The following is a 25,532-nucleotide window of genomic DNA, read 5'->3' on the forward strand; positions in this document are numbered from 1 at the left end:
TTGAATCAATCTTCCAAAAACATTGATAAATACGATGTTTTTGGAAGATTTACTTTTTATAAAGTGGCAAAGTCGGGTTTTATCATAAAAGTACCTCCAAATACTGTCGTAAAATTTTTTCCACCTTGAACATCCCAGCATATTGCATTAAAGCTCGCAGGTTCTTATCTTTTCTACGGGCATACGCTTTCAGTGCTCCCTGAAAGGTCTGAATTTCAATTCTGCTACGGCTTCTGAGCAAATCACAGATCGTTCGCTCCATATCATAAACCGGCACAGTATGCCCGAACGGAGTTTTCGCTGTTGTAAGTCCTACATCATGTAAGTCTGCTTTAATCGTAAAAACTTGAATGCCTTCTGCTTTCATTTTGCTTGGATTGCATCCAGTTTTGACCGTAACTGTATATTCTATTGGTTCACGGTCTGTCAGATCGTGAAAAAATAAAGCTGTTTCATGTGAAAATACTGCTTGTTCAAATCGCAAATGAAGCAGATACATGGCATCCACCCAGGAATCTTTGGACAGATAAATCCCATGTGCGACTCTATCCAAATCTCGTGAACGCACATAATCATAAAATACCGGCTTTGAAATTCCAGAAGATACGACCTGCGATGTTCGCAGCATTCCTTCTTGTGCTGTTAGCATCTGATCCAGCTGTTCAAATTGTCCCATCATGTCACTTCCTTTCGTACTAATATTATATTCAATATTAGTTCAAAAGTAAAGTCGTGGATATAAAATTCCTTTTCCCAAATTTAACAGACGGTGTCTGGCATTTTTATGGTTTTGCGTATTTTTATCCATAAACCAACTCCTGAATTGCAAATTTCAAACTCTGCACCTTGCCCAGTAGCCAGATTGCAGCCAGTGGCAGCCCCATCGGGCTAATCAAAAATGCCATAACCAGCAAAATCACACCATTCTGCGGGGAATAGGTAATAAGCACAGCCACGCCAAGCAGAGCAATTACAGTGCTGAGCAGACCAAGCACCAGACCGGATATGTAGATCAGCCCCGTGCAGAGCCAGACAAAAAGCGTCAGCACCAAAATGACCGGTGCAGTTATAATCATCAAAAGCCCTTTCAAAATCTTCATGTTATTTCCTCCTTGCAGCGTTCTTGGTATCTTTTCTAATCATATTATCCGGCATGGGCAGGCAAAAGACAAGGATACCGATAAAAAGAAAAAGCGGAGAGAGGAGCAGCGAAGTAATGCCGTTCCTCCCTCCGCAAATGGAGTATCTATCCCTGTTATAAAAGTTTGGAAAGCTGGGTAAGAATTTCCTCTACGCCCTCCCATAACTGTTCCTGCCGCTGGGATATATCCTCCAAGTCAGCATCATAAACCCGTCCAGTCTCATGCACTTTACGGGTCAGCTGGTTTAAGTTGTTGCTGCTTCGGCGCATCAGGGAAACAAGCTCCTTCAACTCCGGCAGCTCCAGCTTGACTACATACCCATCCAGCGCCATTTTTCTTAGATAGGCTTCACGGTTGGAGGTTCCAAACTGAGACATTTTTTGCTCAATCACAGCAAGCTCCTCCGCTGAAACTCTAAAGTTTAATTGCATATCCCGCTTACGCTTTGCCATAGTTATCGCTCCGGCTCCCGTTTCTTCGGGGCGGCAGGCTTATGGGCAGGCAGCTCCTGTTTGAGCTTATCCCGTACTGAGGGGCGGGACGGTTGCAGTTTTTCTCCCTGAGTACGGCTGCGCTGCTGTTCTACACGCACCAGATCAATAAAGCCATCCAGCACAGCAGGGTGGCTGTTTAAGGCATAACCACAACGGACAGTTTCGGGATTATCGTTGGGAATGGTCTTAGCCCATTCTTTGTTGCGTCGGGAGTAGCGCCCATCCCAGTCCTGAAGCTGGACCGTGTTAGACAGAACCATGGACACACGCTCCATGCCATAGATCTCGATCACACCATTTGCCGCATCGTGGCTGAGATACATTCCGTCGAAGTGTTCCCGCACCGCCGCTTCAATGGACTCCTTGCATTGGAGATTTGCATTGTTGGAAGCCCGGTACTGCTCCAGCTCCCCATGTTCTCTCGCATAGGCGGCAGAATGGGGATAGACCGGTGTTGTTCGCAGTTCCTCTTTGGCTCTGCACACATCATCGGCACGGTTCTCAATGCTGTCCCGGATCACATCCATGTGACCGGTCTCCAGCTTTTCAAAGTAACGGTACACATCCGCCAGCGGAGAGGGAGATTCCAAAAGTGCCTGAGCCTGGGCATCAGTCAGCTCCAGTTCCTCCATCGCCATCACAATGTCCTCACGAACCGTGTACTCATAGGTGTGGTGCAGGATTTCTTCCGGGGGCTGTCTTTTCAGCCAGTCCCGGAACTTGTCCTGTTCGGCAGCCATCTTTTCATAAAGGGCTGTATTCAGATCGTTAGTATTCATGTTATCGCACCTCCTCATGCTGTTTTGGTTTCTTGTCTGTACTGCGGGGTTGCACCGGGCGTTTTAGGTTATCCAGCACCGAAGGCCGTGTACTTTTGGCAACAACAGACTCGGTGTGTGCCTGTCCCTTTCCGTCGATGTTGAGCAGGGTATCCAGCTCCACCAGACGGGCGTTTTTGCATCTCAGTTCTTCTTCATAAAGGAATGGCTTTCCGACTTCCTCCTTTGCCGCAGCTTGCTGCTGACAGAGGTTATCCAGCTGTGCCTTTGCCGACTCCAGACGCTGGGGCATCTGAGCAAGGGCATTGTCGATACGGGTAAGATTTCCGCGAGGGTCTGTACCAAGGGTTGCCCGGTGGGTCATCTGTCCTTTCAGCAGGAGCGTATACTCCTGTTTCCAAGCGGAAAATTCCACGGACATGGCATACCCCCGGTAGTTGCCGATCTGCACCGGATCGGAGGTTTTAACCTCCTTGCAGGCATCCAAAAGGGCTGCGCCGGCGTTCTCCTTATCGGTCAGCAGATCGCCACGGATTTCCATACCAGCAAAACCGTCCTCCGGGTGCGGGTGCGCTACCAAAACCTCCAGATCGGATTCAAAGCCCTTGATAAAGCCCTTGTGCTTTTCAATCTCCTCCGGGAAGTATTTGAGCAGCTGGTCCTCCAGACGATATTGCTTGCTCTGGTGGTCGGCTTTCATCAGCTTCAGGCGGGATACCTCCACATCCAAATCCATACGCTCTTTGATACGTGGGTCTCCGGCACACAAAGCCTTGATCTCTGCAAAACTGAGGGCGGTTTCATCCACATCATCGCAGGAGCGTACCGGCGATTTAGAAGTCATGATCTGACTAATGAATTTTTGCTTATTCTCCACCGTCTGCCAGAGGTATGCGTCAAAGGTTCCTTCGGTCACATAGCGGTACACATGGACAAGAGGATTCTGGTTACCCTGGCGCTCGATACGGCCCTTGCGCTGGGCAAGGTCTCCCGGTCTCCACGGACAGTCCAGGTCATGAAGTGCCACCAGACGGTCCTGCACATTGGTGCCTGCGCCCATCTTGGCGGTGCTGCCCAAAAGGACACGAACCTGACCGGTACGGACTTTAGAGAACAGCTCCTTTTTCCGCACTTCGGTATTGGCTTCATGGATAAAAGCGATCTGGTCGGCAGGCATCCCCTGAGCAATGAGTTTCTGACGAATATCGTCATATACCGTAAAGGTCGGTTCCTGTTCCGGCAGAGGCACAGCGTCTTCCAATGCGTGAAGCAGTGGATTATCCAGCGTTTTCGCCGCCTTGCTTGCAGGAGCTTTGGCCTGTGGTGTAGAAATGTCGCAGAACACCAGCTGGGTCAGCTTGTCAGCTTTGCCGTCCCGCCAGATCTGCATGATGTTGTCCACACACTGATTGACCTTTGTGCCAGGTTCGTCCGGCAGCATCTGGTTGACGATCCTCTGGTCCAGCCCCAGCTTGCGGCCATCCGAGGTAATCTTGAGCATGTTATCCTGGGACGGGTCAACAGTTCCGCTGTGTACCAGCGATGCACGCTCCGAAAGAGCTTTGACCATTTCCTGCTGATGTTCGGTAGGCTGCGCCACGATGTTGTGGTATTCCACTTCCGGGGTAGGCAGATTCAGCTGGTCGGCAGTCTTAATGTCAGCCACTTCTTTGAACAGGTTCATCAGCTCCGGCAGGTTAAAGAACTTGCTGAATCTCGTTCTTGCCCGGTAGCCGGTGCCTTCCGGTGCCAGCTCCAATGCTGTGACGGTCTCCCCAAATCGGGAAGCCCAACAGTCGAAGTGGGTCATGTTCAGCTCTTGCAGGCGTTCATACTGAAGATAACGCTGCATGGTGTAAAGCTCGGTCATGGAGTTGCTGACCGGGGTGCCGGTGGCAAAGATCACACCACGATTTCCGGTGATCTCGTCCATATAGCGGCACTTGGCAAACATATCGGAGGATTTCTGCGCGTCCGATGTGGAAAGACCAGCCACATTTCGCATTTTTGTGTATAAAAACAGGTTCTTGTAGTTGTGGGCCTCGTCCACAAACAAACGGTCCACCCCCAGCTGCTCAAAAGTTACCACATCGTCTTTTCGCCCCTCGGCTTGCAGCTTTTCCAGTCTGGCTTCCAGAGACTTTCTGGTACGCTCCAGCTGCTTGACGGTAAAACGCTCGCCGCCGCTGGCCTGCACCTCTGCGATGCCCTCGGTGATCTCGTCGATCTGCTCATAGAGAAGCCGTTCCTGACGCTCCCGGCTGATGGGGATACGCTCAAACTGGCTGTGTCCCATGATGATGGCGTCGTAGTCACCGGTCGCAATACGGGCGCAGAACTTCTTGCGGTTATGGGTCTCAAAGTCCTTTTTGGTGGTGACTAAGATGTTGGCAGAAGGATAGAGACGCAGAAACTCCGACGCCCACTGCTCTGTCAGATGGTTTGGAACCACAAAGAGAGATTTCTGGCACAGTCCCAGGCGTTTGGCTTCCATCGAAGCAGCTACCATTTCAAAAGTTTTGCCTGCGCCTACTTCATGTGCCAACAGGGTATTTCCTCCATACAGCACATGGGCAATGGCGCTTTTCTGGTGTTCCCGCAGGGTAATGGCCGGGTTCATGCCTCCAAAAGTGATGTGACTGCCATCATATTCACGGGGACGGGTAGAGTTCATTTCCTCGTTGTACTGGCTCACCAAAGTCTGGCGGCGCTCCGGGTCTCTCCAGATCCAGTCCCTAAAGGCTTCCCGGATCGCCTGCTGTTTTTGAGCCGCCAGGGTGGTCTCCTTGGCATTCAGCACGCGGCGCTCTTTTCCGTCTGCGTCCTCTATGGTGTCATAGATGCGGACATCCCGCAGGTTTAAGGAATCCTCCAGAATCTTGTAGGCGTTGGCGCGGCTGGTCCCATAGGTGGTATAAGCTGCCACATCGTTGTAGGATACAGAAGATTTTCCCTTGATCTGCCATTCAGCGGTAAAGGACGAATAGTTGACCTCGATACTGCGTTGGAGATAAAACGGGGTATTAAAGGTCTCATACATAAACTGCTGGATATATTCCTTGTCAATCCAGGTAGCGCCCAGACGCACCTCGATCTCCGACGCATCCAGGTCTTTGGGCTGGGCGGCGGTAAGAGCTTCCACATTGACTGCATAAACCGGGTCCTGCTGTGCTGCCCGCTGTGCCTGACGCAGCTTTCGGCGTACATTGCCAGAGAGGTATTCATCAGCAGTCACATAATGGGGCGTTCTGTCCTGCTCCAACTGTCCCGGTACACGGAAGATTACGCCTTGCAGCTCTCCGGCCAGTTCTTCTTTTGTTTTTCCGGTAAGCTGGCTCATATAGTCCATATCCACGCAGGCTTTTTCCGAGATGGACACCGCCAGTGCTTCACTTGCCGTATCCACCACAGCCACCGCCTGATGGGGCTTGATGGTCCGCTTGGTGAACATATCTGCCTTACGTTCCAGTTTACCGTCCTCGTCGATGACTTCCAGCGCACAGAGCAGGTAATAGGAAGAATCGTCTGCATAGGCCAGACGGTTTGCACGGTCATTGATGAGACCGTATTTGGCAGAAAAGCTGTCATAGAGGCTGTTCAGTTCCGCCTGCTTCTCCCGAATGGTGCTGTCCGGAACCGCTGCATCCATCTGAAGGTCGATCAGTTCCTGCACACAATCACGCAGTCCCACAAGACCTTTTACACGGGCTTCGGCGGTGGCGTTGAGGTCAGGGCGCACCATACGGCTGTTTTCCCGGTAGTACACCTGCCCGTCTACAATGGCATAGGAATAGTTCTTCACATTTGGGTCGGCAGGAATGGAGGTGTCAATGGCTTCGCCTTCGCCCAGCTCCGGCAGCTCTGCCTCCTGATAAGTGCCATGAATATACTTCACCGCATCATGCAGCTGGTCGGAAAGCTCCAGTCCCTCGATAGGGTTCACGGTGTAGTCCATACCATGAGCAGTGCTTACCGGCTCCTGTCTGCCCAGCACCATTTCCGGATGGTCGATAAAATACCGGTTGATGGCAAACCCATCCTGCGTCGTCGCGGACTGCGCCTGCTCGTTTCCGCCTTGCGGCGAAAAGCTCGCTTGCTCCGTCGCTCCTCCTTCTCCCACAAAGTCTTGCGACTTTGCGGGAACCCTGATAATGCCGGTCTGCGTCCACTCTGGTGCAATGTCCAGCGGGCGGTCCCGCTTTTGGAGGAAGATGATGTCCGATACCACCTCGGCACCGGCATTCTTTTTGAACGCGTCATTGGGCAGACGGATAGCTCCCAGCAGCTCGGCACGCTGGGCAAGATAGCGGCGCACGGTGGAATCCTTGGCGTCCATGGTATAGCGGGAGGTTACAAAAGCCACCACACCACCGGGACGCACCTGGTCCAGTGATTTGGCGAAAAAGTAGTTGTGAATACTAAAATTCAGCTTGTTGTAGGCTTTGTCATTGACCTGATACTGACCGAAAGGCACATTGCCGATGGCAAGGTCAAAGAAGTCACGCCTGTCGGTGGTCTCAAAGCCGCCTACTGTGATGTCCGCCTTGGGATAGAGCTGCTTTGCGATGCGCCCGGAAACCGGGTCCAGCTCCACACCGTACAGACGACTGTTTCGCATTTCCTCCGGCAGCATACCGAAGAAATTGCCCACACCCATAGATGGCTCCAGAATATTTCCGGTCTCAAATCCCATACGGCCCACCGCTTCATAGATGGCCTGAATGACCGTAGGGCTGGTGTAATGGGCGTTGAGGGTGGAGCTTCTGGCGGCGGCATATTCCTCCGGGGTCAGCAGCTCTTTCAGCTGGGCATACTCGGAAGCCCATGCCGGTTTCTCCGGGTCAAAGGCATCAGAAAGACCGCCCCAGCCCACATAGCGGGATAGGACTTCCTGTTGTTCCGGGCTTGCCTGCTGTCCGGCAGCTTCCAGCTCTTTCAGCAAACGAATGGCATTGATATTTGCCTGGAACTTGGCTTTCGGACCGCCTTCGCCCAAATGCTCATCGGTAATACGGAAGTTTTGTGCATTGCGGCGCAGGTTGGCCTTGTATTCCTCATAGGAGGCTTCCTCGGCAGCTTTGGCATTGGGGAAGGTCTGCCACTGGCCATTGACCTGAATGGAAACCGGGTGTTCGTCCAGCACTTCCTCAAAGAGTTTCTCCGACTCAGTCACAGGGGCTGGTGGCTCCGGCTCCTCGATATGCAGCCGTTCCACCACCACATCATAAGGCAGATTGTTCTTATCGCCCGGATAGACGGCCACGGTCTCGGAATGGAAGGTCGGGGATTCGGTAGACGGTTGGGGCTGTTCCTGTCCAAAGCCATCCATCTGACGGGCATACATCCCGCGCAGCAAAGGCGCAACTTCATCCCAGCGGAAATACAGCACAGCCAAACGCTTTTCCTCTGCGTCTAGGACTTCCAGCTCCATGCCCTGTGCCGTGGTACGGTAATCGGCAATATCGCCGGTCTCCAGATTCAGGGTCTCAATCTCATGAGGGTAGGCTCTGCTCAGCCAGTAGGCAATCTCACTGTTGCTCCTGCCGGATTGCAGCAGCGTGGAAACCTGTTTTTTATCTGCTTCATCCATCAGTCCATGGGACAATACATCCCGCAAGTCCTGATCTGCCTTGTCCGGGTCAATGGGAAGAAGCTCGGTATAGTAAGCATTGCGGCGGTCTGCCCGAAGCAGCTGCTCGAACTGTTCTTTGCGCTCTGCCCGATAGATGGGATATACCATGCCGGTGGGCAGAAGCTGTACGGTGTCCTCCCGCAGCTCGGTGATCTGATAGGCGTCATCCTCGATATACACGGTATCGCCCACAGCATAAACCGGGGCGGCAGGGTCATAGGAGGTTCTTTGCGGAATTGGGCGGCGAACTGCGTCATATTCCTCATCGGAAATGGAAACTTCGGAAGTCTGCTCTGTCTCGGCATCTGACATCACCTGTTGGATAAATGGGGCATTGTCCAGTTTTTCCGAGTCTGCCACCTGGCCGTTGACGATGCCCCTTTCCTCCAGGGCTTCCCGGATGGCGATGGGGTCGATATTGTCAAAACGGTCCTGTTCTTCTTCGGTATAGAACCGGTCCTCCTGAATGAGCTGGGCGATTCGGCGCTGTACCTTCGGCCAGGGCAGCTGCGTTTCCTCCGGGCTTCCGGCACGGACAACGAACAGGCTGTTGCTGCCGCCGTATTCCTGAGCCAGCCATGCAGCGGTATCTTTCTCTCTTGCATGATCTTTCATATAGCGGACGACAGCGTGTTTACTCTCAATATTGCCGTTCCATGCACAAAGGGCAGTATCAATATCTTCCTGAGAAAGAGGGCGCAGAAGCTCATGGAGCTTTGGATAGGTTTCGTCGATCACTTCCCGGTGCAGACGCTGGCGGAACTCCGGCACATCCGAATAGAGGCGGATCAGCTCCATATCCTTAGAACCAAGGACCGCACGGCGCACAGCGGCATTGCCCTCGATGACAGCATTTTCATGGTCAGAATGACCGCAGGCATTGCGGTATGCGGCATCCTCGGAAATAGCGGCAGTCACCACAGGCTTATACTGCTCAAACTGCTCCCGAAGGGTAGGCTTTGGCGTTTCTTCCTCCACCTCCGGCTGCTGGGCTTGGATGGCATCTTCTTCTGCCAGTTCCTTTTCAGCCTGGATTTTGTCATACTGCGCCTGTTCCTGTTCGGTAAGATAGCGGCCTTTCTGGACAAGAGAGGTAATGCGTTTGGCAACCTTTTCCCAGTTCAAGTGAACATCCGGGCAGTCCTGCTTTTTATAGTGCAGTCCTTTCCCGTCGTGATCTTCGCCGCTGTGTGTTGCGCCGGACAGGGCATGAGAGCGTCCGCCAATGCCATACTCGTCTTTAAGGAATCTCACTTTTTCCTTATCCGTATGGTTTTCCATGAAGAACGCATAGATACGGCCTTTTCCTCCGGCAAAACTGCTTCCGCCGGTCATGGCGGCGTCGATCTCATCCTCGGTAATGAAATGCTGGACGGTTGGCACTTGGGAAAGGTCCGAAGAAAAAGTTCTGCGTGGCAGGTCAAGATCCTTCAGGTTCTCCCAGATTTCCCTTGGCCTATGGTAATGAAAGCGCAACAGGTCACGGTCCTGCTGATAGGCAGTCCAGAAGGCAGCGTATTCTTCCTTTAGGGTTTGGCGGAAAGCCGGGTCACTCAGCTGCTCGGCAAGCCATGCAGTTTCTTCCGGGAACCCGGTTCTCTGAATACCGGACAGACAGGACAGATACCCGGAATCTCTGGCTTTATCGCTGAAATCGTGGTACAGATGCCAAAGTTTTTCTGCAAGGAGGGAGCGTTCATAGCCTGCCGCTTCTGCAAGCTCCACATTGGAGGCAAACTGGCCACTTTCCAAAAGTTCCCCGATGCGCTCTGCGGCACTCTCCCAGGAAATGACCTGGGCAGACCTGTCATAACGGACAGACTTCCCGTGGGAAAGATGGATACCATCCTCGGCATACCATGCGCTCACGCTGCCAAGGCCATTGCCGCCGTGGTACAGCGTTTTCAGTATCTCGGCAATCTCAGCGGTGGTTTTCTGCTTTTCAAAGGCTACAACCACACGCTCCCTCTGGCGGTCTGTATTGCCGCCCAAACGCAGCACATGGTCAATATCATTTTGGGCAAAAGAAAAAGCAGAGGATGTATGCGCTACATTCTCTGCTTCATCTATGGATTGGATCTGCTCCGCTTCGGAGAGGAACAGGTTTAGGGTCAGCTGTTGATAAGCTCCACCATCAGGATCTCCTCTGCCTGGGCTTTGCAGGTGTTCATCAGGCCCACCCACTTCATGGGATCGCTGGCTTTCAGTTCCTCGGTGGCTCCCGCTTCCTTCGCCAGCTGGGGCATCATCTGTTCCAGTCTGCTCTGGGCGGTCTCGTCGATCTCGATGAGGTGCGGATACAGCTTCTCGCTCAGCAACATCTGGTTGTAGAGGATGGGACGGTGTTCCTTCAGGTAGGTTTTCCTCATCCTGCCGTACTTGCCCAGGGATTTCTCCGGCTGCTGGCTCAGCTTCAGGTCGGGAATCTGATAGTCTCCGTTCTGGATGTAGGTCATGGGATTGTTCATCTTGCTTGCTCCTTTCTTGGTTGGCTTCGCGCTCTGCATTTCGGACGGTAACGCCGATCTGCCGCAGCACCTGCTGGTTGATCTGGCTGACCGCTGTTCCCAGCGCCCCGATGGTGGACGGGGTGTTGAAATCAAAGATCGCCATGAAATCTTCGTGGTCGAAGTAGCGTTCCGGCTCCAGTCCACAGCGGGACATCAAAGCGTAAGTGATGCTGACGGTGGCGGCTGCCTTGAACTGCACTCCGATGTTATACTCATCATATTCCTCCAAAAAGGAACCGTCAACGATATAGAATAAGTCCTGCTGATGCTCCGTCCAGTATTCCTCAGCCAGTTTTCCGGCTACCTCGGTGAGCTGTCCGGCAAGGTCATCACCGGAAACATCATAGGTGCGCTCAAGCATGGCCTGCACCGAATCCAAATGGCGCTCCTCCAGCTGCCACAGCCAGGGAGTGCGGGAATGTTCACGGGTTCCGGTGTCGGAAATATCAAAAACATAGCGCAGGCGGGGCCTGTCCCCGGAATCGTCCACCAGAGCGATTCCCTTGGAGCCGCGCCTTACATACCGGCCCATCTTTTCATTCCACAAATCGTACTCTGCACAGGCGGTAGCGTCCGGACGCTGGGCGTAGATCATCAACTGCTCATGGAACGGGTACTTGTAAAGGCGGGAAGCAGTGGTGAGAAACCCTGCCCATTCCTGCCAGCTCCCCGTGAGCTGCGTTGCCACCTTTTCCGCCATCTGTGCATATAGTTCAGCTTTGGTTGGCATAGTGTTCTGTGCTCCTTTCAGTTTTGGGGTAAAGAGGTGGGGTGGCATATTGCCACCCCATCCCTGCGATTATGGTGTTTACTGTTCAAAATCCGGATACAGCTCCAGCTGGGCAAACTCGGCATCACTCATGGTCTGGAGCTTGCCCAGTGCGCTGTCTGTCAACTCCCGCAGCTCGGTTTCCTCCGGGGCCAGCTCGCCGCGCATCTCACGCAGGCTGTCGATCAGTCCGGTGCGGCTGCCGGTATTGTAAATGCACATCAGGTTCATTTCCTCAAAAGTAAAGTTTCCCATATCAAATCTCCCTTTCCGCACTCTTTTTTGGCGCTATCTTTTTGTGTTCTGCCTTGGGCTGGCTTTTCAGCTGCTCCATGACGGACTTTTTCTTTTCCCGTTCCTCCCGATGGGCAGCGGCAGCCAGATCCATCAGGGAAATGGGCTGACCGCTGCGGGCCTGCTGTTCCAGCTCTGCCACCGTAGGCTCTTTTGCGCCATTGTTGATGATACCGTCGATCATGCCGTAATCGTCCTCCACGGCCATCTCCGCATTTTTCAGCGGATTTTCCGGCAGGAATCCGGGGATCTGGGTAAAACCAACACTGTCACAGTAATGACAGGATACCTTACCATCCTGCTTGATCGCAACGATGTCACTGACACTCATAGAAGGACTGTGAAAATCCGCCGGTTTTTGCAGATTAAACTGCTCATATAGTTTTTCCAGCTGCTCCGGTACCGTGCCAGACTCCCTCAGCGGAGCAGTGTAAATGAGATCATAATTGCTGCGGTCTATGGAAATGTCATGGGACTTTAACCAATCCAGATTCATAAAGCGCACATTCTGCGGATCGTCACGGCTCACCTGATAGATGGCAAAGCAATCTCTGTTCTGGGAGAGAAATGCCTGTTCGCGTTCCTGCTGATGTTCCTGACGCTCCATGACCTTTTCGTGGAACTGAGGGCTTTTCTCCCATTCCTCATGGTCCACACCGAAAAGACCGCCATGATCCATGATTTCCTGCGGGTCAAACACCATGCTCTCCGTATTGTCCTCATGCAGCACATAGACAGTCAAACCGGCGGCATCCAGTTCCAGCGCCCGTTCTCTGGTAACAGGGAGCATCCCATCATAGGAGTAGCCATATTCCTGCATATCCGGTGTGGAGACCTGCTCATCCGGCATGGGGTATTCATCCAGTGCCTGCTCCTGTGCCTCCGGCAACTGGGAAGAAGCAATCATCTGACTGGTCTCTGCCTGCATTTGCTGATAGGCCGCTTCCTGCAAGGTCTCAATCATGGACATAGGAGCGTGTCTAAGTGAAGTGCTGTCCAGATTGTTGTCATCACAAATCTGGAGAACTGCATTTTTGCGGGAAAGCTCCGACATATCCAGCTGACCACCATCCAGCTCTTTCATGGACGCAGCATCGTAAAGAGTGTAGTCCCATCCGCTGTCACAAGGTTGGATATGAAGATAGGTAGTATCGTTGATCAGAAACAAAGCCTCCTGCTGGTTGGCATCCGCCCCCAGTACCTCCATTTCCGGCATGGTCGCAGCCAGTTCCTTTACCGCTTTCTGTACCAGCGGATTGTCACGGTAATAGTCGATTGCCTGAATAGTGTCCAGGTCAATGGTCTGCCCGGTCAAAATCGGAAACGGTCCTTCATAGTCGCTTCCGTCTTTCAGCTCAAAACCAATTCCTTTGATCCCGTTCATTCGCTCTGCCGGAATTTCCTGATAGATGCGGACCGCCTCCTCCAAAGACAGGTTATCGTGGTATTCTCCGAGGTTTGGAAACTCCATGCACTCTGCCACATAGTAAGTCAGATTGCCGGTTGGCTGCTCTATCGGGGCGGTTTCCGGCTCTTTTTTTGCATTGGGGTCAATTCCACGCTCTTTGCAGATTTCCTTATAGTGGCGCTCAATGTCAGAGATCAAAGTGCCGGAGGTCTTGTTGATGGTTTCCAAACTGGCTCTCAGCTCTTTCAGTTCCTTGCCCTGACTCCAGCTTGCAATATAGCCGAAGCTGTTTTCTCCGGTCTCGATGCCAAAATACTTGCAGACTGCATAGGAGATGCTTTCAGCCTCCACTTCCTCCGTGTGGCGGTCTTTCCTCTGTTCTTGCAAAAACTGGGCGAGGGTAGAAAAGCCGCCAACAAAATTCAGCCCTTCTTCCTCGGTCAGCATCAGGCGTCCATCTTCCGCCAGCTCCAACGGCTCTGTCAGCAGAACGGAACCTGCATGGTTTACAACCACTCGTTCTTCTACACAGACCTGCTCTCCGGGGTCGTAGTCAGAACCGCGCAGGTCATAGCAATAAACGCCCTCCGGCAGATTATCACGGACAATCCGCCCATTGGAGAACAGACCGGGTTTATCAAACAGCTCGATCTCCTGATATTGCTCGTCATTGGCAATCTGAATCTTTTTCTGATTGTGGAGCTTGCTGTGGGCAATCTCATGAACCGTGGCCGAAACCGTCTGCACCTCGCTCATGCCCTGGCGAATGGCAATTTTCTGATGATCGGCAGAAAAATAGCCGTCCGTATCGGCGGCCATTGCTTCAAAAGTGATCGGCACCAGCGCACTGCGGCGCAGGGCCTCCATAAATGCCTCATAATTTGGCACATTTCCGGAAAGGGAGGAAGCAAGCTCCGGCAAAGGTTTCCCATCAGTCTGGCTCACATCAAAGACCTTGACCGGGCGAAACATGGGGATCTCGATTTCTTTTTCCTCTGTGATGATCTTTCCGTCTTTATCCAAAATCGGAGCCTTGGTATCCGGGTCCAGTTTCTGCTCCTCGATTTTCTTCTTGTACGGTGTGGGGGCGATGATGGTAATGCCATGTTCTCCCTTTTTAACATGACGCTCAAACTGGTCTTTCCACTTATTGTATCCGGCTACCAAAGTGGCGTCCGGCTTCTGCATATAGATGAGCATGGTGTTGTTTACCGAATAGCGGTGGAAGCGGGACATAACGGACAGATAGCGCATATACTTTTCACTCTCAAACAGTTCCTTGATGCCCTGCTCGATGCCGTCTGTGATTTCCCTTAGCCGCTCTCGGTTGGTGGGCTTATCAGCCATGATGTTCACTCTCCTCTCTAAATTGGTGATTGTTGATTGATGTTCAGCGATCCATAGCTTTTGTTCCTCCGGGCTGTCCTCCAGAAAAGAATCCAGCAGATAGCCGATATAATCCTTTTGCTGCACCGCCTCTAAAAAACGGGGGTGCATGGGTTCCTCCGGTGTTTTGGGCGTGTAGCCCGCTTCCCACTTGCGGAGAAGATGGAAGTAGTCCGCCAGAACCCGAAAGGCATGGTCCCGGTTCTCCCGAAACTTCTGTGCCTCGGTTTTCTGGCGAACATAGTTCCTGCGGGGCGGGGCCTGACTGTCATAGATCAGGTCAAAATCCTGCGCCAGCTTCTCGGCGGCTTCCTTGGGGGACAGGTTGTAGAGCCGGGCGGTCAGGTCTATCACATCGCCGGTGGCTCCGCAACCGAAACAGTAGAAATATTCTTCGTTCAGCTTCATGCTGGGATTTTTGTCATCGTGAAAAGGACAGCAGGCCATGCCGCCCCTTTTGACCTCAATCCCATATCGTTCTGCGGCTTCCCGGACGGTGACAGACTGCTTGACCGTCTCAAATACATTTGCGCCCATCGTCAATCAGCTTTCGGTTTGGGGATGGGCGGCCTGTACCCGGCAACCTTGGCCCGTTCACTGGCAGCCTTGCGGCGCTCGGCGCTGTATGGCTCTCGGACGGACACACAGCGTTTGGGGACTGTAAAATTGTGATTATCCTTTTTGCAGACCTGTTCCGGGTGCTTTTTGGAAAGGCGGGTCAGCTTCTCCATCAGTTTTCGGTCATGGGTATAAACTTCGGCGGTGTCCTCGGCCTGATTGTAGAGGAGAATGGTTTCCTGTTCATAAAGGGAGAGCTTCATTTTGCACCGCCTTTCTGCCGGTCAAATTCCAGCTTGAAGTTGGCGTACCGCCCATCGTCCTCCAGAACCACCGTAGCGTCATAGGTCTTGCCGGTCTTTTCGGAATAGCAGCCGGTGAGCCTTGCCCGGCCATCCTTGAGCAGCGCTGTCACCAGCGCCTTGGTAGGCTGCTTTTTCTTCATGGCCCACCATTTACTGTTTTTCCAGATGGCAAATTTGCAGGATTCTGTCTGGCAGAAGAACCCTTTTTGCAGTTCCGCCACATCACCGCCGCAGCGGGGGCATTTGCCCACCACTTCGCGGGGCGGCGTGAACAGGTACTCAGTCCCCTTGATGACCTGATAGGTTCCCACCAGATCTTTCAGCATGGTGCTGATCCCGTCCAGAAACTCCTCCGGGGCAAGCTGCCCGCGCTCGATCTCGCCCAGGCGGTACTCCCACTCGGCAGTCAGAAGCGGCGATTGCAGCTGTTCCGGCAAGACTGTGATCAGGGAGACTGCATCGTGGGAAGGGAGAAGCTGCACCGTTTTCCTGTTCTTTTTTCGTTCCAGAAAACCGGCAGATACCAGCTTTTCCAAAATACCGGCACGAGTGGCCGGTGTCCCCAGACCTTTTCGCTCGGCATCCTCCGGCATATCCTCTTTTCCGGCAGTCTCCATCGCGGACAACAGGGTGTCCTCCGTAAAGTGCTGGGGCGGACTGCTTTTGCCTTCTTTGACGATTGCCGCAGAAACCGAAAGGGTCTGTCCTTCAGTCAGCTCTGGCACGGCTTTCTCTGCACCCTCTTTTTTCGGCTCTGCATCCTTCGTTTTGGCACGGTAAGCGTCCTCCAGTGCTTTCCATCCGGGGTGCCTCACCGTTTTTTCTTTGGTGGTAAATTCCCCACCGGCACACGCTGCAATCACAACGGTTTCCGAATAGATATGGGGCTGGGCCACGGCGCACAGCAGACGCAGGGCCACCAGCTCCAGCACTGCTTTTTCTCCCGCAGGAAGGGCAGAAAGGTCTGCATCCTTGAGATTTCGGGTGGGAATTACTGCGTGGTGGTCGGTTACTTTCTTATCGTTGATGACCGTCTGCGGATCACAGGTAATGGCGATCCCTTTGCGAAACGGCATAGCATTGGCAACCAGATTCACCAGCACCGGCAGGCTGTCTGCCATATCACTGGTCAGATAGCGGCTGTCAGTACGGGGATAGGTGCAGAGCTTCTTTTCATACAGGCTTTGCAGATAGTCCAGGGTCTGCTGGGCTGTAAATCCAAGCAGGCGATTGGCATCTCTTTGCAGAGTAGTCAGATCATAGAGGGCAGGCGGCTTTTCAGACTTTTCCTTGCACTCCACCTTTTTGATTGTGACAGCTGCATCCTGGCAAGCTTCTTTCAGCTGCTCTGCGCTTGCTCGGTCACTTATGCGCTCCCCGGATACGGTAAGACCGGGCAGCTCCAGCGCCACGGTATAAAAAGGAACCGGCTTAAATGTGTCGATCTCAGCTTCTCGCTGGACAATGAGTGCCAGCGTTGGGGACATCACGCGCCCGATGTTGAGGGTGCGGTGGTACAGCACGGAAAAAAGCCTTGTGGCATTGATCCCTACCAGCCAGTCGGCCTTGGCACGGCAGAGAGCAGCTTTCCGAAGTCCATCATAATCTACACCTGGACGCAGGTTTGCAAAGCCCTCCCTTATGGCGGAGTCCTCCATTGAAGAAATCCAGAGCCTTTTCATCGGCTTTTGGCAGCCTGCCAGCTCATAGACGCTGCGGAAGATCAGCTCGCCCTCGCGTCCGGCATCGCAGGCATTTACCACTTCGGTCACATCTGGGGCGTTCATCAGCTTTTTGAGAATATCAAACTGCTTTTTCTTATCCTTTCCCACCACCATCTGCCAATGCTCCGGCAGGATAGGCAGGTCATCATATCGCCACTTGGCATACTTGGGATCATAACTGTCTGCATCCGCAAGACCAGCCAGATGGCCCACGCACCAGCTGACACGCCAGCCGTTACCCTCCAGATACCCATCCTTACGAGCAGTTGCACCGATTACCGCAGCCAGACTTTGTGCAACCGATGGTTTTTCAGCGATTACCAGTTTATATCTCATCATCTTCAGCCTCCCATTCATTCTGCCAATTATCAGACAGTTTTTTTGCAATGCTGTGTTCTGAGGCAAGTGTAATGTCATAGCCAAAGCGATAATCATATCGGTACAACCTGCCAATCAAATCATTGATTATGATATTGCAGGCCATAATCACACGCTCTTTATCCACCTGCATCAGTTGATAGCGTTGATAATTGTTGTAATATTCTCGATGTCTGTGGGTTCTGCTGACCGTATCTTCCATCAGACAATCTATGGCATCTTTTTCACCATCTTCTTTGCTGCCCTGTGTATAAGACAACAGTTCCTTAACCATGGGAAAACTTTGTTCATCTACCGTTACTTCTTCGCTCAAAAAACCGATATAAGCTTTTAGTAACAGGCTAACTGCTGTTTTTTCAGCTTCAGATAAAGCGTTCATGGTCTCCGCTGCATCAGGCAACAGTTCCTTTTCCACAAATTCATCTATCTCACCAGAATAAAGCATTCGGATTGAGTCCACACATAAAGAGCGCTTTTGGGGTGCGGTCTCAATTTCAAAATCATAAAGATCCAAGTCATCGTCCTTCTTTGACTTTTTTTGAACTTTGCTGATAGCAGTGAAAAGAATGTCTCCTCCAAAGTAAATTCCGAAGGCGACCAGATCAAAAATAATCAGAAAGTGTAATAACCAGTTCCATGTGTTCATTGTGAGGTCCTCCTTTCTTTGACCATGTGCTGATTTTGGGTGTGGATTTACAGTAAGAGAGTGAGTAGAGCAGCAGAGGACAGGAATTTCTCCCTGTCCTCTGTCCCTTATCCCGCAATGATTTGAAATACGCTACGCTCAAATGGTTCAATCTGCTCTATCGCGTTCCTCATTAGGGTCAGAACCCTCAAAACCATCCTCAAGGACTTCCTCATCTTCGGTTTCCCATTCCTCGGAATCTTCCTCACCATAATCATAATCGTCCAGACTGTCATTGCCCTTGGTCTTAGGCTTATTCTTAACGAGCTTCAAGTAGGCAAATACGCCACCGCCGCCCAGCAGAGCCAGCAGAAGGATCAGCGCAGCCGGGTTCAGTCCGGCAGGCTTCTCTTTTTCCGGCTCCGATGTTTCTGCCGGAGGTTCCGGTGCTTTTCCCGTACATTTACTCTTATCAGTTACACAGACCGGACAGGCCGTATTGACTGCCCCTGCTTCACATTTCTTCGTGCAACTGCACACCGCAGGCGGCTCCTCTTTGGGTTTTCCATCCTCCATCAGCGCCATCAGGTCCGCTTCATCCACCTGGTTCAGAAAGTGAACAGCAGTCTTTTTATCCTCATTGGCCCTGTCGATCAGGATATAAAAATAGTTGCCTGCCTTGGTGGTAACGGTAATGAGCTGCTTGTTGCCACCAAAATCATCCACCAGAGCGGCGTTGCCATCCGGGGTCAGCGGAGGTGCTTTTTCCGTTTCTTCCACCACCACATTGCTGTCATTGGTGGTATCCTCTGCCGGGGGCGGCGCTGCGCCCTGGGCAAAAGCGGGAACAGTAAAGCCCGATGCCAGCACCAGCGTCAGGCAAAGGGCGGAAAGTGTTCGGAGCAATCGTTTATTCCTCATAGCTGTTTTCCTCCTGTTCGTTGTTGTCATCAGCCAATCTGCCGGGAACTGTGCCGCCGGACAGCATGGCGCTCAGCTGAGCCGGGGTCATACGCAGTGCGCGCACCATCTGGACGATCTCCAGATTTTCTGCCTCGGTTTTCTGTGCCTCCAGCGCCTTGAGCTTTTCCTGATATTCTGCGATCTTCTTGTGGACCTTTGTAATCTCCTGATCAATGCGTTCAATTTTGTTCTTTGCCATCGTCTATCACTCCTTCTAAAAAATCTCTGTTACCAGTTCATTAGGCCGTAGCCTTTGATACTCTGATAATTCAGGTCATAACTTTTGATCTTGCAGGCATCGCCGGAATTTCCCTCCACGGTATAAACACGGCTGCCATCGGTGCCGACAAAAATTCCCACATGGTCTGCGGAACCATCCAGATCCCAATCGAAGAAAATGGCATCACCGGGGGCAATGTTTTCATATCCTCGTGCGCCCCACTGTCCATGAGACTGGAACCACGGAACGCCCTGAGACTGACAACCAGCAAAGCGTGGTTCCGTTCGACCGGATTGACCATAGCACCATGATACAAAGCAGGCACACCATTCCACACGGGAGTCAAAGCCGTACCAGCTCCAATAAGGTTGTCCTCCCACATTGCCCACCTGACTTTTCGCCAGTTCCACCAGCTGCGGATTGCCGGGGCGGGAGCCATTGATAAATTCAACACCAGTCAAATCTTCAGAAACACCTGTATCGGGAGAACCGCCACCAAACAACAGCGGCTTATTGCCCATAGTCTGTCGGTAGACCTGGTACATCTCCATCTGCTCCGGAGTCAGTAGTTCTGGCGCAAGAGAGGCAATGGAACGGCTCGTTAAAGTTACATGGAGAATACGATATTCATATTCATGCTCATCCCCATCTTCGTCAGTGTAAGTGCGAATCTGAATTTCTTCTCTCAGCGTGAGCTGATACTGTGCATCAAACACACGACTCAACTCTGCCTGTGCGCTGTGGCGTGTATAGCCTTGCAAGACAGCAGAGAGAACTGCCGCCAGCTCATGGGGGTCATGGCCAATCATATCCAGGTTATAGCGATACTCGTCATACCCTGGGTGGCTGCTTTCGATGTTGTCGATTTTCTCCTGCAACCGAGCTTCTCTGTCTGCATAATCTGCCTCCACCGCCAGCATTTCCGGGTCATCCGATGGATAGGTAGTGCCGGAAATTACAGAACCAATACTCTGTGCCATCATAGAGCAGGAGGACATGGTATTCATCAGCATACAGGCGATGAGGAACAAAACCCCTGCGATCAGGAAGCCCTTCTTGTGGCGCATGACGAATGCCCCTGCCTGCTGTGCCTTTTCTTTTACCGTCCTTGCGGCTTTTCCGGTTTTGGACGCAGCCTGGGCGGTATTTCCGGCAGTCTGACCGGTGCGCTTGGCGACGGCATACTGCTTTTTGATACTCTGTTTTTGCTGCCAGCGGGAGAGAGGGTTGCTGGCAAACTGAGGATTTTCCCGTAGGGACTTCTGGTACAGGGCATTTACATTTGCCTTTTCCAGCTTCTGCTCGGCCTGGGCTGCTTTGCGGTACGGCTTCAGCTTGTGGCTGCGATAGCCCTCCCGCACCAGATAAGCGCTGGTCTCCACCGCCTCCTCGGACTTGTGGGCGCTTTCCACACCCACATTGTCCTGTTCTGTTTCCCGGATCTCTTTGTGAAACTTGCCCGCGACCAGATGGACGGGAGCTTCCTTAACCCCTTGAGAAAGTTTGGAAGGTGGTTTTTTCTTGTCCTCAAAGGTCAGCTTCGAGGTCTTTTTCCCGGTGTCCGGGTCAATGACCGTCTGTCTGACTTTTTTCTTTGGAATATTGGCCTGCGCCTTATCTGCTCTGGCCGTAGCTTTCTCCGTTTTGCGGATCGGCTTTTCCAGTGCAGGGTCAGCCCGTTCCTCATCAGTAAAGCGCAGGCGCGGCTCTTTATTCAAACCAATCACCCATTAGGATAGCATCCATCATGTGGTGCAGCTCCACATAGAGGGCCAAACCTTCCGGATCATATAGCGGATGCACGGTGAGATACGCATGGACTTGCGCCAGAATCTCAGAGAGCATTGTGATAGGTCTGCACCCTACAATGGTTGCTGCACCAGGGGCACACATCATATTCGCCCAAATCGAAAAGAGACGGGCAAGACCAATTTCGCCATCCTCATTCAAGGTTTTGAGTTCTTTGTCAGCGGTACGACACTCAACAACAGCGGAGGCCATTACCGGAAGCAACATGAATTCGTGAGCCTCCAATGCCTCACGGAAAAAAATCATGGTATCAAGTTCGCAAATATTCTGTTTCATAGTTATTCATCCTCCTTTTTCAGTTCCTGGGGTTTGGTGGTCATAATGCGGTAAAGCTCAGTATTCTTCGGGAAGTGGTCAACGAAGGGCAGGATGGTGGAGCCATAGAACAGCAGGCCCTCGCCCTCACCGGAGTGGGTCACATAGCTAAGCTGGTGCGTGGAAATGCCCAGCTGCTTGGCGAGAATCTGACGGTCTCCGCCTGCCTGGTTGAGCATATACACGAAGTCGGAGTTTTCAAAGATGTTCTCCACCTCGCGGCTACTCAAAAGGTCTTTGACATTCTGGGTGATACCTGTCGGAATACCGCCCCATTTGCGGAATCGCTTCCAGATTTCCACCGTATAAGCGGCGGTCTGCTCCTCCTTCAAAAGCAGGTGCATCTCGTCGATGTAATAACGGGTGGACTTGTGGGCAGCGCGGTTAATGGTAACGCGGTTCCACACCTGATCCTGGACCACCAACATACCGATTTTCTTGAGTTGCTTGCCCAGCTCCTTAATGTCATAGCAGACAATGCGGTTATTGATGTCCACATTGCTCTGGTGATTGAACACATTGAGGGAGCCGGTTACATAGATTTCAAGGGCCGTGGCGATATACTGGGCTTCCTTTTCCTCCTGTGAACGGAGCAGGTTATATAGGTCCTCCAAAACCGGCATATTCTCCGGGCGCGGGTCATTGAGGTAAGTCTGATAGACCAGGCGCACACAGCGGTCGATGATGGTTTTCTGCACCGGCTGCAAGCCCTCCTTGCCGCCCACGATCAGCTCACACAGGCTGAGAATGAAGTCGGACTTGAGGGACAGCGGGCTTTCATCATCCGAATAGTCCAGGTTCAAATCCATGGGGTTGATGTAGTTGGTGGAAGTAGGCGAAATCTTAATGACCTGCCCATGCAGACGCTCCACCAGAGGGGCGTACTCTGCCTCCGGGTCGCAGATGATGACATCATCCGAAGTGAGCAGGAAACTGTTGGCGATCTCTCGCTTGGCGCTGAAGGACTTGCCGGAACCCGGCGTACCGAGAATCAGGCCATTGGGGTTCTTCAGCAGCTTGCGGTCCACCATGATAAGGTTGTTGGACAGGGCGTTGATGCCATAGTACAGCGCTTCTTTGCCGTTCTGGAATAATTCCTGGGTGGTAAACGGCACAAAGATCGCCGTGGAACTGGTGGTCAGCCCCCGCTGAATCTCGATCTGATTGAGACCCAAAGGCAGGCAGCTCATCATCCCTTCTTCCTGCTGGAAGTCCAGACGGGTCAGCTGGCAGTTGTATTTCTGCGCGATGGAGCTTGCCTGAAACACATTGTTGTCCAGCTGGCGGGGATTGTCTGCCGTGTTCAGCACCAGGAAGGTCACAAGGAACATTCGCTCGTTGCGGCTCTGCAAATCCTGCAAGAGCTTTTTGGCCTCGACACCATAAGTGGCAAGGTCGGAAGGGATGATGTCCATGTCATATCCGGCACGGACAGCTTTTTTCTGTTCCTCAATTTTGGATTTATCCAGATCGGTGATTTTCCGCTTGACCGTCTTGATGGCCTTGATCTGATCCACCGACTGGATGTGCAGGCTGACGATCAGCGAGCTTTCCATGTCCAGAAAATCAGCCAGCATCCGGTCATTCAACTCTGGGGCCAAAATTTGTACGAAGCTGACGGCTCCGTACTTTTTACCCATGCGGAACTGCTTGCCGGTGCGGAACTCAAAGGAGCTGGGGGCGATAAAGTCCTTGGTGGACAGGCCGCTGGTGGGGAGCCAGTCCCACTCAAAACGGAACGGCAGCTGCTCATCCATGTGGAAGATACCATGCAGCTGGGCAAGCCGCGCCTTTCCGTCCAGCGTTTCCGCCGCCACACCCAGCCGCTTGAAGTTATTGAGAATGTCGGTCTCAATGCGCTCCAAACGGGGCTTGGCCGCCTTGATGCTGTCCGCGTCAATGCCAAAGGTGAGATACTTGGTTTTGATAAGGCCGTTGTTGCCCTTTGCCAGCTGGTTTTGCAGCATGGTGGTGTACTCCACCCGGATGCTGTCAAAATCGTCCCTTTGAAGGGGGATGTTGATGGCGCGGGCAAAGGTTTCCTCCGATGCGGCAAGGTTCAAAAAAGACAGCTCAAACTGAATCGAGCTGTCGAAGTAGTTGAGGAAATCGCACCAGCCCTCGAAGATCGCGGTTTTATCCTCGTTCTGTGAAAGCTGATAGTTGATGTCCTGAAACTGAATGGTTTTTGTGTAGTGACCGTCTGATACCCGGCAGATCCCGTCCGGCCACATCCGTTCATAAGGGATACTGTCCTGCGCGGATTTTTCCTTTTTGTCCGTGCGATTGGCGCGGGCAATGGCAGCTTCAATCTGCTTTCTGTCGGCGCGGGACAGCTTTTTCTTTGTTTTGACCGGCTGCACAGCTTTTTCCTCGGTTTTTCCGAACATCCGATGCAGCCATTTTTTTATTGCGGTGAACAATGTCATACACCTCCTTATCGAGCATTTCCTGCCGCTTTAATACGGCATAAAAGTTGTTGGTCTGGTAAGGTCGCTGCTTGGGACGGATCACAGCTACTTTGAGAATGTTGCCCACGATCTTTTCCAGGGGCTGTCCATGCTTTTCGTACATAGCCAGCATAAAGAAGGGCAGCATAACCAGTATCATACACATAGCCGCTACACTGTTTCCGGTAGGTTTTCTGAGCAAAAAGAAAAGCGGTACGCCAATAAGCGCTCCGCCCGTGAAGCAGATAAGCTGCCGCTTGGTCAGATTGAACATGACCTTTGTTTTGACTTTTGTTAAGTCCTTGGGTACGGGTACATAAGCCACAATTACACGCTCCTTTCTGACAGCACCTGATAAATCCCTTGCATGATGTAAGCAACACAGGGAACAGCCACGCTGTTTCCTAACATCTCATATCTCTTTGAATCACTGATTATCCCATGCTCAAAATCGTATGCGGTCCATCCATCCGGGAATCCCTGCAACCGCTCACACTCCATAGGGGTTAGCCGACGCACAATATATTTTCTCTCCGGTTGGGCGACCAACGCTCCGCAAGGTTGATATGCCATAAGAGTTGGAGCCAATTCCTCCTGATACCCTATACTGCCGGCCGCACTTCCTGCTTTATAGCGGAAACCGGCGCTGACCATGGCGGGCGGAGATTGTGACATAGCAGCTATGATTGGCAGATTTCCGTGTGTCTGGCTTCGCAGAGTAGGAGAAATATTACTGCGCTCCACGCTCATAGAAGCTCCGCCCTGGTCGTTGAGTATGACAAGCGGCGCAACAACCGCATGACGGTCTGCCCCTGTCAGGGTATAAGAAATGTCACTTTGGTATCCAGCTCCATTTCCACCGTTATGCGGCTGGCGTCCAATGATATTGCCCACAATGCAGTACACTTCGGTATCGCTCAAATATCGGTCTTGCGGGACTGTTCCTCCAGCGCTGCTTGCAGCAAAGGAGGTAAGTGCTTGCCGCGGCGTTCCGCCCGATTCAAAATACCCTCGCAGGCTTTTGGGGATAAAAAGTATTTGTCCGGCGCATTTTCCTCTAAAATCAGCGACAAGGAACACGCGCCTGCGTCGCTGTGCTGTTCCGAAATATTGGGCGTCGTACACGCACCAAGCGAGATCAATTCCTCGGCTTCGTACCATTCCGGCGTTGGCCCATCGCCCAGAATAAGGCATTGGAACCGGGGTTTCTGTGAACGCTTGCAGCACAGCCGCAAAGTCACATCCTCCTGCGGATGACAAAGCTCCGGGGACGTTTTCCCATATTGCGATTTGCGGATATTGTCCATGTGTTACCTCCTGCATTTCTCGAATAATACGGATTGCTTCAGAAAACAACCCGCTACGCTCATCTGCTAACCCTAACCTGCGTCCGCTGATGGATAGCCCCTGACAGGGTGAACCAAAAGTGATGATGTCCACAGGTGGCAGCTTGCGTCCGTCCAGTTTTGTAATATCTCCTACATGGACCATTTCTGGAATATGCCGTTTTGTGACCGATATGGCTGTCGGCAGAACTTCACTTGCCCAGACAGGACGGATTCCATAAAATAAGGCGGCATAGGGGAAACCCCCTATCCCGTCAAAAAGTGTTCCTAAAGTTATCTCTTTCATAATGTACCTCCCAGCAATGGTTTAATGAGCCTGAAAAATTTTAGACCGACATCGGTCTAACGTATTTAATGCCTCGTAAAAAATAAGACCGATAAATTCTGCTGAAGCCGGTTTTTACACCATGTTTAGCAAGAAAGTA

19 protein-coding genes are annotated in these 25,532 nt (G+C 52.2%); 1 reads left to right on the forward strand and 18 read right to left on the reverse strand.

All coding sequences use genetic code 11. The features are described 5' to 3' along the window. Positions 1 to 82 precede the first annotated feature (82 nt). From FGQ85_RS15100 to FGQ85_RS18615, 6 genes are all read right to left on the reverse strand, one after another. A complete protein-coding gene (locus FGQ85_RS15100) occupies positions 83 to 679 on the reverse strand; it encodes a type IV toxin-antitoxin system AbiEi family antitoxin domain-containing protein (RefSeq protein ID WP_002595843.1) in 597 nt (198 codons plus the stop codon). 121 nt (positions 680 to 800) lie between these two features. Beyond that, complete coding sequence (locus FGQ85_RS15105; protein WP_006773028.1) at positions 801 to 1,100, reverse strand: CD1845 family protein; 300 nt, start codon at positions 1,098 to 1,100, stop codon at positions 801 to 803. Between the two features lie 155 nt (positions 1,101 to 1,255). After that, on the reverse strand, positions 1,256 to 1,594 hold the full coding sequence (gene mobC, locus FGQ85_RS15110; RefSeq protein WP_006773030.1) for a plasmid mobilization relaxosome protein MobC: 339 nt from the start codon (positions 1,592 to 1,594) through the stop codon (positions 1,256 to 1,258). Positions 1,595 to 1,596: 2 nt separating this feature from the next. Then, the gene (locus FGQ85_RS15115; protein ID WP_138310253.1) at positions 1,597 to 2,415 is read right to left on the reverse strand and encodes a DUF3849 domain-containing protein; all 819 of its coding nucleotides are present in this window, start codon (positions 2,413 to 2,415) and stop codon (positions 1,597 to 1,599) included. A 1-nt stretch (position 2,416) separates the two neighbouring features. Then, positions 2,417 to 10,117: an SNF2-related protein gene (locus tag FGQ85_RS15120; RefSeq protein ID WP_333491447.1), complete on the reverse strand. Its 7,701-nt coding sequence runs from the start codon at positions 10,115 to 10,117 to the stop codon at positions 2,417 to 2,419. 41 nt (positions 10,118 to 10,158) lie between these two features. Next, positions 10,159 to 10,515 (reverse strand): TnpV protein, encoded by a 357-nt coding sequence (locus FGQ85_RS18615; RefSeq protein ID WP_080552315.1) that lies wholly within the window; start codon positions 10,513 to 10,515, stop codon positions 10,159 to 10,161. On the opposite strand from FGQ85_RS18615, the gene FGQ85_RS18620 reads away from it, so the two are divergent. Beyond that, on the forward strand, positions 10,502 to 10,813 hold the full coding sequence (locus tag FGQ85_RS18620; protein WP_182434872.1) for a hypothetical protein: 312 nt from the start codon (positions 10,502 to 10,504) through the stop codon (positions 10,811 to 10,813). The genes FGQ85_RS18615 and FGQ85_RS18620 overlap by 14 nt on opposite strands. Before the next feature lie 552 nt (positions 10,814 to 11,365). On the opposite strand, the gene FGQ85_RS15130 is transcribed toward FGQ85_RS18620, so the two are convergent. The 12 genes from FGQ85_RS15130 to dcm form a co-directional block, all read right to left on the reverse strand. Further along, entirely contained in the window at positions 11,366 to 11,581 is a 216-nt protein-coding gene (locus FGQ85_RS15130; protein ID WP_055195353.1) for a transposon-transfer assisting family protein, read from the reverse strand. Position 11,582: 1 nt separating this feature from the next. Then, on the reverse strand, positions 11,583 to 14,951 hold the full coding sequence (locus tag FGQ85_RS15135) for an LPD28 domain-containing protein (RefSeq protein ID WP_138373849.1): 3,369 nt from the start codon (positions 14,949 to 14,951) through the stop codon (positions 11,583 to 11,585). 2 nt (positions 14,952 to 14,953) lie between these two features. Beyond that, the gene (locus tag FGQ85_RS15140) at positions 14,954 to 15,235 is read right to left on the reverse strand and encodes an immunoglobulin (protein WP_138373850.1); all 282 of its coding nucleotides are present in this window, start codon (positions 15,233 to 15,235) and stop codon (positions 14,954 to 14,956) included. Continuing rightward, on the reverse strand, positions 15,232 to 17,340 hold the full coding sequence (locus FGQ85_RS15145) for a type IA DNA topoisomerase (RefSeq protein ID WP_006775893.1): 2,109 nt from the start codon (positions 17,338 to 17,340) through the stop codon (positions 15,232 to 15,234). Before FGQ85_RS15145 ends, FGQ85_RS15140 begins: the two co-directional genes overlap by 4 nt. Continuing rightward, on the reverse strand, positions 17,327 to 18,025 hold the full coding sequence (locus tag FGQ85_RS15150; protein ID WP_006775894.1) for a hypothetical protein: 699 nt from the start codon (positions 18,023 to 18,025) through the stop codon (positions 17,327 to 17,329). Before FGQ85_RS15150 ends, FGQ85_RS15145 begins: the two co-directional genes overlap by 14 nt. Before the next feature lie 147 nt (positions 18,026 to 18,172). Continuing rightward, positions 18,173 to 18,925 (reverse strand): DUF4366 domain-containing protein, encoded by a 753-nt coding sequence (locus tag FGQ85_RS15160; RefSeq protein WP_050005934.1) that lies wholly within the window; start codon positions 18,923 to 18,925, stop codon positions 18,173 to 18,175. Beyond that, positions 18,915 to 19,166, reverse strand: coding sequence for a DUF4315 family protein (locus FGQ85_RS15165; protein ID WP_006777707.1), 252 nt, complete (start codon positions 19,164 to 19,166; stop codon positions 18,915 to 18,917). The genes FGQ85_RS15160 and FGQ85_RS15165 overlap by 11 nt, the downstream gene beginning before the upstream one ends. Before the next feature lie 29 nt (positions 19,167 to 19,195). After that, a complete protein-coding gene (locus FGQ85_RS15170; protein ID WP_118524100.1) occupies positions 19,196 to 20,905 on the reverse strand; it encodes a CHAP domain-containing protein in 1,710 nt (569 codons plus the stop codon). Then, positions 20,898 to 21,272, reverse strand: coding sequence for a DUF3851 family protein (locus tag FGQ85_RS15175; protein ID WP_002569211.1), 375 nt, complete (start codon positions 21,270 to 21,272; stop codon positions 20,898 to 20,900). Before FGQ85_RS15175 ends, FGQ85_RS15170 begins: the two co-directional genes overlap by 8 nt. Before the next feature lie 2 nt (positions 21,273 to 21,274). Next, entirely contained in the window at positions 21,275 to 23,674 is a 2,400-nt protein-coding gene (locus tag FGQ85_RS15180) for a VirB4-like conjugal transfer ATPase, CD1110 family (protein WP_006776396.1), read from the reverse strand. Beyond that, entirely contained in the window at positions 23,619 to 24,086 is a 468-nt protein-coding gene (locus FGQ85_RS15185) for a PrgI family protein (protein ID WP_006776397.1), read from the reverse strand. Before FGQ85_RS15185 ends, FGQ85_RS15180 begins: the two co-directional genes overlap by 56 nt. Positions 24,087 to 24,088: 2 nt before the next feature. Further along, positions 24,089 to 25,393, reverse strand: coding sequence for a DNA (cytosine-5-)-methyltransferase (gene dcm, locus FGQ85_RS15190; protein ID WP_006776398.1), 1,305 nt, complete (start codon positions 25,391 to 25,393; stop codon positions 24,089 to 24,091). Between the last annotated feature and the right edge of the window lie 139 nt (positions 25,394 to 25,532).

It is taken from the genome of Pseudoflavonifractor sp. BSD2780061688st1 E11 (genome assembly GCF_005844125.1).
Taxonomy (GTDB): Bacteria; Bacillota; Clostridia; order Lachnospirales; family Lachnospiraceae; genus Sellimonas; species Sellimonas catena.